The organism is Chamaesiphon polymorphus CCALA 037 (genome assembly GCF_003003845.1).
GTDB classification, from domain to species: domain Bacteria; phylum Cyanobacteriota; class Cyanobacteriia; order Cyanobacteriales; family Chamaesiphonaceae; genus Chamaesiphon; species Chamaesiphon polymorphus.
This window is the reverse complement of record NZ_PVWO01000223.1, coordinates 1-8,983: the sequence shown is the minus strand read 5'-3', so window position 1 is coordinate 8,983 and position 8,983 is coordinate 1. Positions and strand designations below refer to the sequence as shown.

The window sequence follows — 8,983 nt, the reverse complement described above, 5'->3', positions numbered from 1 at the left end:
AGAACCCGGATCTGGGGGGTCTGTCTTGTCGCACACAAACGGGAGGGAACCTCCCGTTCGATGCGCCGCTCCCCCCAGACCCCCCGTTGGGGGACGGTTGCGTCCCTCAAACCCCCTCCAAAGGGTCAAATAGTGAGAAGCGTAGCGCGCTTCGCATTAGTAATACCACTTTGGGTTATTAATCTGTGGGTAATGCATATTGCTGAGGGGCGGCGTCCCGCCCCTCAGACACCCCTGCGTAAGGGTCGATCTGTGGGAAGCGTAGCGCGCTTCTCTTCGAGACGCTACGCGTTGGCGGAGCCTCGCCTCTGGCGATACGCATTAGGGTGTTCGGTCAGTTATCTGTGGTGATTAAATGTGTTATCTGTAGCGATCGAATCTGTGGGTATTCAAGGTGAATCTATCGATATCTGTCCAGCAAGATTGGAGGTGGGTTAAGAAGGCTTGCGATCGAGCTTGAAAGTTTTCATCCCTTAGATCTAGTAAGATCGAGGGGCAATCTGATTCTCGGTAGTAGTCGGTAAAATCGGGAGTAGTGGGACGAGCTTGAAGATCGATCTGCGGACACTTGAGGAGGCAATCGAGTAAGTCAGATTCAATCTCGGCAATGGGTCTTTGGGGTCGAGCGGGTGTCATAATTTTTCTCGTTGAAAGTTAGGTGAGAAGAGACTCTTTGCCAAATTAACAAGTTGTAAAAATTGTGCGATCGAGAGCCAGAATACTAGCCACTTTTAGGAATGGTATTATGAGGGAGGATGTTAACTTTGACTAATACCTTTTTAAATGGTTGACCGTCGTTACCTGAAATCGTAATAATTTGACTATGAAGACCAGGAATATTCCGATCGATACCAATTTTGACTGCTACATTTCGACTGCTTCCCGCTCCTAAGTAAGCACCTGTAGAACCGAGCGTGAAGGGTATGGGTTTAGGCGGCGAGAGTTTGTAAAAAGATTGGTTTTGTGGCACGGTAAATCTTAAAAATGGTTCCAGTTTTGCATCTGGGCGGATCGTGCCGAGATCGAGAACCTCGTCTACTTGTGGTTGTGGGGTGGAAAGTTGTGCGAGTAAGTTAGGAGCGGCATGTCCGGGGGTGGCGATGCTAACAAGTGGTAAGAGTGCGAAAATCGCAGTTACAAAGATAAACAGAGAACGAATTTTCATGGGAGGATTGTTGTTAGTTAGTGTGGACAGATCGATCGCGATCGATTATTAGGGACGATTTCCGCCAGGAGAGCCAAAACTACCAGTAGGCGGAAGATCGGAACTGCTATTTTGTCCGTTATTTGGCTGGGTTTGATTATTGCTACCGTCTACCGAATTAGTTGGTGGCACGGGCACTATTTTTACCTTGAGGACAACTTTCTTGATGAGTTGACTGTTACCGTGAATCTCGATCGTTTTGGTATGAACTCCCACGGAGCCGCCAGCGTGTTTTACTTGCACGGTTATATCTCGAATCGCTCCCGCACCTAAATAAGCACCAGAGTCACTCAAGCTAAATGGGGTGGGATTATTAGGGGTAATTTTGTACAGAAATTGACCTGCTGGCACGGTAAATTTGAGGGGCAAACTCGTGGGGCGAGCGTTAACTACACGAGTGCCAAAATCGATAACTTCATTGGCTTGAGTCTGTTGGGTAAGGGCGATAGACTGACGATCGATCGATGTCGCTATGCCAGTGAAAGATATCGCCAGAGTCGGTACGATCGCAGTTAATAAGAGTAGAGAATTAAGTGTTTTCATGGGATAAGTGGTTAGTGAGTTGTCAACTGTCAATTGCTTAATTAGCCTTGCGGGGGTGATGTTGGCTGTGGAGTACCATTGCCATCACCAGACGAAGCTGTAGGGACGACTTTTCATCGATCGGAGAAATGGAGAGTTGAGCTAACTGAATCGGGGTAGATTGTCCTGGTAGTGGGTGGGTAACAGGTAATAAGAGTGCGGAGATAGCACCTAAGATGAGCAGAGAATTAAGTTTCATGGTTTTAGATTGCGCTCGGTTATAACGATCGATCGTTAAAGCGGGCAAGTGCCATTATTGTTGTTGCAATTAGGCTGGGGAATACGGACTTTGACGATGAATTTATGGATGGGGTTATTGTTAGCAAACATTGTAAATGTGCGATTGTAGTTGCCAGGAGCAATTGGACTAATGACCCGAAAAGTGACTTTTCCTGAATTTATCGCTCGTGTTCCATCGATCGTTGCTGAGAGTCGGCCTTCTGTAACCCCAGGTGGTAAACTAGTGACTTGCGTAATTTTGAAAGGTTGGTTTTCTCCAGGCAAAAATTTGACAATTCCTTGTGGAAATCTCCCAAAGTTTGCACTTCCCGTTACCCCTGCTGTGGTGCCAACCTCAAATTGACTATGAGAGCCGAGATCGAGCGTTGTTTCGGAGATAGCAGTTGTTGGTGATGAATTTTGAGCGATTGCAGGGTGAAATGTGGCGATCGATAGTAAACTGGCAGTAGCGATCGCGCTACCAAGTGAGAGGAGAGCGATGTTGCGGGTTTTGAGTGATAAATAATTAAACATTGGTTTTGTGGTGAGGTAATAGTTTAGAAATGAAAATTACTAAGGAACGATGGTTCCCATCAATAAGATGTCCCCATCTCGCTTGTCGCCAGACTGATTTTTGACCCGAATTTTTAGTTCTTGGGTAAATGCACCTATTTGTGCGACTGATGGATCGAAAGAACCATTGACTGAGATGTTGCGTACAGTTGAGACTGGTGTAAAACTCGCACTCAATGTTTCTAACTTGAATGGAACATCTTGCACTGATACTGCTCCGGCAACATTTATTTTGGTCGGGATAATTTGATAGAAGGTGGCAAAAGGTGGCAGTTTGAACTTAATTTTGAAGGGAATCTTTTGACTCTTGCGTCCTGAATGTACTCCGACATTGATGTGCTCTGGTGCTGGCAGTCGCATAAAAAAGTCAGGTTTAACTTGTTGCGATCGAGCTGACAGAATGGGAGATAGTCCGATCGACATCGGTATCCACATCGTTGTCAAAATACTAATAGTTGCCAGTTTGCGGATGCGATCGAGCATGGTATTTCCTCGGTTTGATGACTGGGATTATTTGTCTGCACTCGCACACCCTGTTTGCGGTGATGCAGGCTGTTGTTTGTCGATCGATAAATCGATTTTTTTTGATTCGGTAGAAGTTGCCGGACTTTCTGCGGCTGGCGGTGAAGTTTGGACATCGCTTGGAGATGGAGTCGATTGAGCATAAACAGGACTATTCGATAAACAGGCAAATGCGGCTAGTGCAATTAGTGAATGATAGTTTTTCATAGTGTTCGATCGAGTGTAAGGATAAGGGTACATAAATGGGTTAAATCTGCGATTTTATTTAGTAGCTTTCAACTGATATTTGAATTGGAAGAGTGGCGTAATTGTATTGATGCGGACTTGGAGGAGATGATTTTCCATTCCCGTCACCGTTTTAGATAATTCCTGACCGATATTATCGGCACCTCTAGGAAAATTAATTTCACCTACTTTAGTAGCCGTACCATCAGTAGCAACTTTACAAATAATTACTTCGGTGGCGGCTCTACCATCTAATTTTTTGACACTAACTGTGACGTTATTTTTGTCCATCGGATAGGCACTCAAGAACGTGCGATCGATCGGGCCGATTAAGCCGCCATCTTGGGTATCGTTAAATAAGATCGGACGGGGGCCGATCGTCAGTCGGCTATCGCCAATTAAGGCATTAAAAGCTAATACCATCGTGTCAGCCGCCTTGAGAAATAGACTGGATTGCTTGATACAAGCGGCAGAAGCCGCCGGAGTTCCCGCACCAAATGTAACGATCGTGGCTGTGGTAATGCAACTAGTGGCGAGGATGGTTTCATCCCATTTTTTCCAAATTTTCCGAGTGGTATTAAGGGGTGAATTACATCCCGCTGCCATCGCTGGGGTAGTCAAGATATTATTCAGTAACAGCAATGAAACAATTGATATCGATCCTATTTTTATCGACATAATTTAGTTAATAATGAGCAGTGGACGATTAGGTAGAGGGTAGAATGGCTACCCTGCTCACCTATTCGATACATAATATTACTGAGCCAAGAGATTAAATTTCATCCGTCTTAAAGCTCCGCCATTTCCATCTAATTGAACTTGGAGAATTTTGCCACTAGCACCGGAGACATTGACACTTTTAGTATCAGTTTCTTTATCGGCAGAGATCTTAATTTCGCCCAATTTTGTTACACCACCTTTGTCATCAAAGGCACAAATCGCGGCATCTGCACCAGCTTTACCAACTAACTTATCTAACTTGACTGAGATCGAATCACTCTCAACAGGTAAATCGGTAGTGAATCGGGGATTGGCTGGATTCACGATATTGCCACTTTCGACTGCACCTAATTTCATCCAATCATTGCCGATACTGACGCCTAATCCGGCTAAGAGTTTTTTTGCACCTTCAACAATAGGAGCTATTTTATTAAGACGTTTGCATTGTTTTAGATCCGCCGCGCCTTCTGCGGCACATTTGGTTTTTAGTTCGGTGATAAATTGTTTGGCAAATCCGCGATCGCCTTTACATTCGGCAGCAAAACTGGAACTAGCAGTAGATAAGGAGAGAATTGTAATAGTAGCTAATCCGATCGCGGTGTTTTTGACGTTAGACATGATTGATTTTCCTATGTTGATGAGATGGTATGAGAGCTAGACAACAGCCAACATTGAGTAAGAAGTATTCGGGATGTTCGGCTGTGTCTTGCTCGATATCTTTACCATCAGGAGTTTCGATCGGTTTCCATAAAAGTTCGATCGATTAATTCGCTCGATTGCTACCAGCGGAAATCGAACTCATCCAAATTATTTAAATTACGGTTCCAGCGGCTGCTAAGTGGAGCCTTTGTCTACTGACGTTAGTTAGTCCTGCTAAAAATTCGAGGTAGGGGCAAATCATGATTTGCCCCTACCTCGAATTTTTAGTAATGTGGAGAAAACGTTGGGTCGATCGATTGTGAAACTTAAAAATCGATCGAGCAGATACTACAATTATGTATTTGGAACTCGCCAGACTTGAATCTCACCATAACTACCAGTAGCAATCGTCCGGTTATCGGCACTAATGGCGATCGATAAAATCGGTCGTTCGCGATCGGGGAGTGTATGTAAGAGCTTACCATCGCTGAGATTCCAGATATGGACAGTGCGATCGTCGCCGCCGCTAACAATTGTCTGTCCGTCAGGAGAGATCGCCACACAGCCAATCGGTTTGGAATGTCCGGTTAAGCTATTAATTAAATTTCCCGTCGCAACTTCCCAAATTTTAATCGTGCAATCGTGACTCGCACTGACGACCTTTTTCCCGTCAGGTGTAATGGCAACACCGCTAATGCGTCCGCTATGTCCCAAAATAGTTTTGAGCAATCTGCCTTCTTGCAGATGCCACAGTCTCACGGTATAGTCGCTGCTACCGCTGGCAATTAGTTGCGCCTCTGAGTGAGTTGCCAAGCAAGCCACATTTTGAAGATGACCTTGACATTGATGTATCAGTAAACCGTTTTGGGGCTGCCAGATTTTGACGACAGCATCATTGCCGCCTGTGACTAGTCTTTGCCCATCGCTCGCGAGCGAGATAGCATTGACAGCAGATTTATGGTCGAGTAGCTGTGGTAATTTGACCCCAGTTGTCAGTTGCCACCACTGCACCGTGCCATCCAAACTACCGCTGATAATTGTCTCGGCGTCGGCACTCAGACACAGATTGTAGACCCAATGACTGTGACCGAGTAAATTATGAATCAATTTACCATCCGACAGCCGCCAGACCTTGACGGCATCATCGACATGAGTGATGTCTCCATGTCCGCTGACCAACCACTGACCGTTGTTACTCAGGGCGAGGCTATATACTTCACTATAGTAGCCAGAGAGTTGATGGATGAGTTCGAGGCGATCGTATGGAATTTGCCGATCGACTGTCTGCTCCAACATTACCATCTCTAGCTCTGCCTGTCCCATCATCCCAGTGGCTTCTGCTTCAGTCCAATTTTGGGAGAGTCCGAGTAGTTCGAGCGGTTTGTCGATCGTAATTTGTGCGAGTCGATTCCAGCTCGATGCTGGCGTGGCAATCTGTTGACAAACTATCGGCAGACAGCTAGCCGAAGGTACTACTTTTTCGATCGCTTGGAGTCGTTCGCGGGCATCTCTGACGGCTAATTGGAGCGATTTACCGCTCGAAAAAGCCTTGAGAAACAGTTTGACAAATTCTTGGGCGACTTGATCTTGGACGGCTTCGCGCAAGACAACGAGATTGGGAATCTGGAGATCGACTAATTCGCTAGCCAGTTCTAAACCTTCGCCACAATTGAGGATTAATAATTTTAGCCCCCGTTGCACGGCAATCCGGATCCGATATTTAAATTCGGCAATGCTAATCGTATCGTGATGGTTGATATAAATGCGATTATTGGGTAGGTATCCAGAAATATAACTGCTAAAGAACATCACGCTCCAAGATTTCTGCGTGACTAGATTGACAAAATCTTGATGGCTGGGAGCGACGACAAATTCTGACTTGGTGTAGGGCAAGGCATCTAAATATTCCTTACTACGATCGAGTTTGATGCCCTGCGCGCTAGTTAGTACCGACAGTACCGATACTTTTAATTCATCGTCGATTGTCGAATTTTCGGAGATGGTCGGAATCAGGGAAATATTAACTTCACAGAGCGGATATCGATCGAGTAATGGTTGCCAGATCGAGTTCCAAGGTAATTTTAGCAATGCTTTAGAACGGCTCCGCACGATCGCCTCAATTTCTAACTCAGGATCGACAGTAGTTGCCAACCGCTCGCGAATGGTTTGAAATCCTGGCGAACTATACCATTGATGTAAATTGGCTTGTAACATGGCCCCGGCATCCAGACAGTCATTAATCCGCTCGGGAACCAAACTGACAGCTTTATTACTCAGCAGGCGATGATTTTGCGGGTCGAGTCGTCGATAGCGAGACTGCCACTCTTGATATCGCTCGTGCATTTGAGCCAGATCGGGTAAAGTTACGACAGTTTGGGTCAGGAGCTGACGATTGGCGGCTAAGACAACCATCTCGACTTGCAACATGGCTCCCGATGAAATTTCTTCTACCGTAAAGATGACCTCCTTGGCCCAGACTGCTGTCGATGAGCGACCTATTAGTGACGAATTGGTACCATCTTCAGCACCGACTCGCTCTGAAGACTCGGCATACAGCGGCTCCATCTCCTGACAGAGCAAGTTGGCAACTGTATAATAATTCGTACTGTGATTGAGTCTAATCACAATCCGGTATAGCAAATACTTGAGTTCGACAACCGAAGCATGGCGATCTCGCAACTGTTGAATGCAGCTTTTGAACTTGACCGTACTCAATTGTTGAGCTTCATTACTCCAATTATTTGTACATGCACAAAACACCAGCTTTTTGATTCTGGCAATATGATTGCTTTGTTCTAGATTGTGTACGATCGCATCCAGCATCCCCTACTCCCGATTAAGACTTCCTTACCTTGCCAAACGGCTTACACCGCGATTAATTTAACTATTCGAGCTACTTGAGATTTACTGCTTGGGAAGATAATAATTTTAGAAGCATTGTAAAGTTTATGTGATTAGTAATGATTGTAGCTTGGATCTAAAATTGAAGTCTTGCGAACGTTAGCACGACCTTTGTCCGAGGGTACCACATTAGTACTACTAGAGTCGATCGCTAAATTATAGCCGAGCGATTGAGTTACCTGTCTCGATCTTTATTGTGCCCAGATATTCCTCTTCTTTATCATCAAAATGTGGTAGTTAAGCGAATCATTAAGTTAGGGGATTGGCAGGGGGTTGGGGGTATGACAACTTCAACCTAGATCCTACATCAGGACGATGGTAAGCTTGAATTAGTGGGCTGTTGCCGAGGGCACCTCTGGGCCAGCTAGCCTTCGGCTCGGACAGACAGTTCCGCTTTGACGCTCGGGAGTAAATTAAACTAGATATTCGGGATCTAAATTTCTGCAATCCCTACCTCCTGTCCCTCTACCCCATACCCGCTATGAAGATTGCTAAGGATATTACAGAACTAGTCGGTCGCACCCCCTTAGTCAGGCTCAATCGCATTCCCCAAGCTGAAGGGTGTGTCGCCGATATTGTTGTCAAATTAGAAGGCATGAATCCAGCGGCATCCGTCAAAGATCGCATTGGGGTCAATATGATCGAATCTGCCGAAAAAGAAGGTTTGATTGCACCGCATAAAACAATTTTAGTCGAACCGACTTCTGGCAATACCGGAATTGCACTGGCGATGGTGGCCGCAGCTAAAGGCTATAAGTTAATTATTGCCATGCCCGAAACCATGAGTCTCGAACGACGGGCGTTATTAAAAGCCTATGGTGCCCAATTAGAACTGACCCCAGGGGTTGAAGGCATGAGCGGCTGCATCCGCCGCGCCCAAGAAATTGTCGATAAAACGCCTCATGCGTATATGCTCCAACAATTTCGCAATCCAGCTAATCCCCAAATCCACCGCACCACCACTGCTGAAGAAATTTGGGCTGATACTGACGGCCTAGTAGATATAGTCGTGGCTGGAGTCGGTACGGGCGGCACAATTACGGGAATTGCCGATGTCATCAAACCTCGCAAACCAGAATTTAAAGTTATCGCGGTCGAACCTACAAATAGTCCCGTACTGTCGGGAGGGCGACCGGGGCCGCATAAAATTCAGGGAATTGGGGCGGGATTTGTCCCCCAGGTCTTGAAAATCGAGGTCATTGATGAAGTGATTACAGTTACAGACCAACAATCGATCGATTACGGACGGAGATTGGCAAGAGAAGAGGGTTTGCTCTCGGGTATTTCTTCGGGTGCTGCCCTCTGTGCCGCGATCGCCGTGGGTCGTCGTCCCGAAAATAAAGGTAAACTAATCGTCATGATTCAACCGAGTTTTGGCGAACGCTACCTAAGTACGCC

12 protein-coding genes are annotated in these 8,983 nt (G+C 45.9%); 1 reads left to right on the top strand and 11 read right to left on the bottom strand.

Annotation, left to right across the window (positions count from 1 at the left end):
- Positions 1 to 178: 178 nt before the first annotated feature.
- From C7B77_RS30080 to C7B77_RS16645, 11 genes are all read right to left on the bottom strand, one after another.
- A complete protein-coding gene (locus C7B77_RS30080) occupies positions 179 to 322 on the bottom strand; it encodes a hypothetical protein (protein ID WP_181243891.1) in 144 nt (47 codons plus the stop codon).
- Between the two features lie 38 nt (positions 323 to 360).
- Entirely contained in the window at positions 361 to 636 is a 276-nt protein-coding gene (locus C7B77_RS16690) for a hypothetical protein (RefSeq protein ID WP_106307145.1), read from the bottom strand.
- A gap of 85 nt (positions 637 to 721) precedes the next feature.
- Positions 722 to 1,165, bottom strand: coding sequence for a hypothetical protein (locus tag C7B77_RS16685; RefSeq protein WP_106307142.1), 444 nt, complete (start codon positions 1,163 to 1,165; stop codon positions 722 to 724).
- Positions 1,166 to 1,213: 48 nt separating this feature from the next.
- Positions 1,214 to 1,747, bottom strand: a complete 534-nt coding sequence (locus C7B77_RS16680; RefSeq protein WP_106307138.1) for a hypothetical protein — start codon at positions 1,745 to 1,747, stop codon at positions 1,214 to 1,216.
- A gap of 37 nt (positions 1,748 to 1,784) precedes the next feature.
- Entirely contained in the window at positions 1,785 to 1,985 is a 201-nt protein-coding gene (locus tag C7B77_RS16675; protein ID WP_106307135.1) for a hypothetical protein, read from the bottom strand.
- A 35-nt stretch (positions 1,986 to 2,020) separates the two neighbouring features.
- Positions 2,021 to 2,539 carry a hypothetical protein gene (locus C7B77_RS16670; RefSeq protein WP_106307132.1) on the bottom strand — a complete coding sequence of 173 codons (519 nt, stop codon included), beginning with the start codon at positions 2,537 to 2,539 and terminating at the stop codon, positions 2,021 to 2,023.
- A 39-nt stretch (positions 2,540 to 2,578) separates the two neighbouring features.
- Complete coding sequence (locus C7B77_RS16665) at positions 2,579 to 3,061, bottom strand: hypothetical protein (protein WP_106307129.1); 483 nt, start codon at positions 3,059 to 3,061, stop codon at positions 2,579 to 2,581.
- 27 nt (positions 3,062 to 3,088) lie between these two features.
- Positions 3,089 to 3,307, bottom strand: coding sequence for a hypothetical protein (locus C7B77_RS16660; protein WP_106307126.1), 219 nt, complete (start codon positions 3,305 to 3,307; stop codon positions 3,089 to 3,091).
- 54 nt (positions 3,308 to 3,361) lie between these two features.
- Positions 3,362 to 4,003, bottom strand: coding sequence for a hypothetical protein (locus C7B77_RS16655; protein ID WP_146138366.1), 642 nt, complete (start codon positions 4,001 to 4,003; stop codon positions 3,362 to 3,364).
- Between the two features lie 78 nt (positions 4,004 to 4,081).
- Positions 4,082 to 4,663 (bottom strand): hypothetical protein, encoded by a 582-nt coding sequence (locus C7B77_RS16650; protein ID WP_106307120.1) that lies wholly within the window; start codon positions 4,661 to 4,663, stop codon positions 4,082 to 4,084.
- Positions 4,664 to 5,038: 375 nt separating this feature from the next.
- Positions 5,039 to 7,507, bottom strand: a complete 2,469-nt coding sequence (locus C7B77_RS16645) for a WD40 repeat domain-containing protein (protein WP_106307117.1) — start codon at positions 7,505 to 7,507, stop codon at positions 5,039 to 5,041.
- A 559-nt stretch (positions 7,508 to 8,066) separates the two neighbouring features.
- On the opposite strand from C7B77_RS16645, the gene cysK reads away from it, so the two are divergent.
- Positions 8,067 to 8,983 (top strand): cysteine synthase A (gene cysK / locus C7B77_RS16640; protein WP_106307113.1); only part of this gene is annotated, 917 nt, incomplete at its 3' end.

What these genes read in the sequence shown, in the direction of transcription:
- C7B77_RS30080 (WP_181243891.1), bottom strand. Translation starts at nt 322, where the DNA reads ATGCGTATCGCCAGAGGCGAGGCTCCGCCAACGCGTAGCGTCTCGAAG.
- C7B77_RS16690 (WP_106307145.1), bottom strand. Translation starts at nt 636, where the DNA reads ATGACACCCGCTCGACCCCAAAGACCCATTGCCGAGATTGAATCTGAC.
- C7B77_RS16685 (WP_106307142.1), bottom strand. Translation starts at nt 1,165, where the DNA reads ATGAAAATTCGTTCTCTGTTTATCTTTGTAACTGCGATTTTCGCACTC.
- C7B77_RS16680 (WP_106307138.1), bottom strand. Translation starts at nt 1,747, where the DNA reads ATGAAAACACTTAATTCTCTACTCTTATTAACTGCGATCGTACCGACT.
- C7B77_RS16675 (WP_106307135.1), bottom strand. Translation starts at nt 1,985, where the DNA reads ATGAAACTTAATTCTCTGCTCATCTTAGGTGCTATCTCCGCACTCTTA.
- C7B77_RS16670 (WP_106307132.1), bottom strand. Translation starts at nt 2,539, where the DNA reads ATGTTTAATTATTTATCACTCAAAACCCGCAACATCGCTCTCCTCTCA.
- C7B77_RS16665 (WP_106307129.1), bottom strand. Translation starts at nt 3,061, where the DNA reads ATGCTCGATCGCATCCGCAAACTGGCAACTATTAGTATTTTGACAACG.
- C7B77_RS16660 (WP_106307126.1), bottom strand. Translation starts at nt 3,307, where the DNA reads ATGAAAAACTATCATTCACTAATTGCACTAGCCGCATTTGCCTGTTTA.
- C7B77_RS16655 (WP_146138366.1), bottom strand. Translation starts at nt 4,003, where the DNA reads ATGTCGATAAAAATAGGATCGATATCAATTGTTTCATTGCTGTTACTG.
- C7B77_RS16650 (WP_106307120.1), bottom strand. Translation starts at nt 4,663, where the DNA reads ATGTCTAACGTCAAAAACACCGCGATCGGATTAGCTACTATTACAATT.
- C7B77_RS16645 (WP_106307117.1), bottom strand. Translation starts at nt 7,507, where the DNA reads ATGCTGGATGCGATCGTACACAATCTAGAACAAAGCAATCATATTGCC.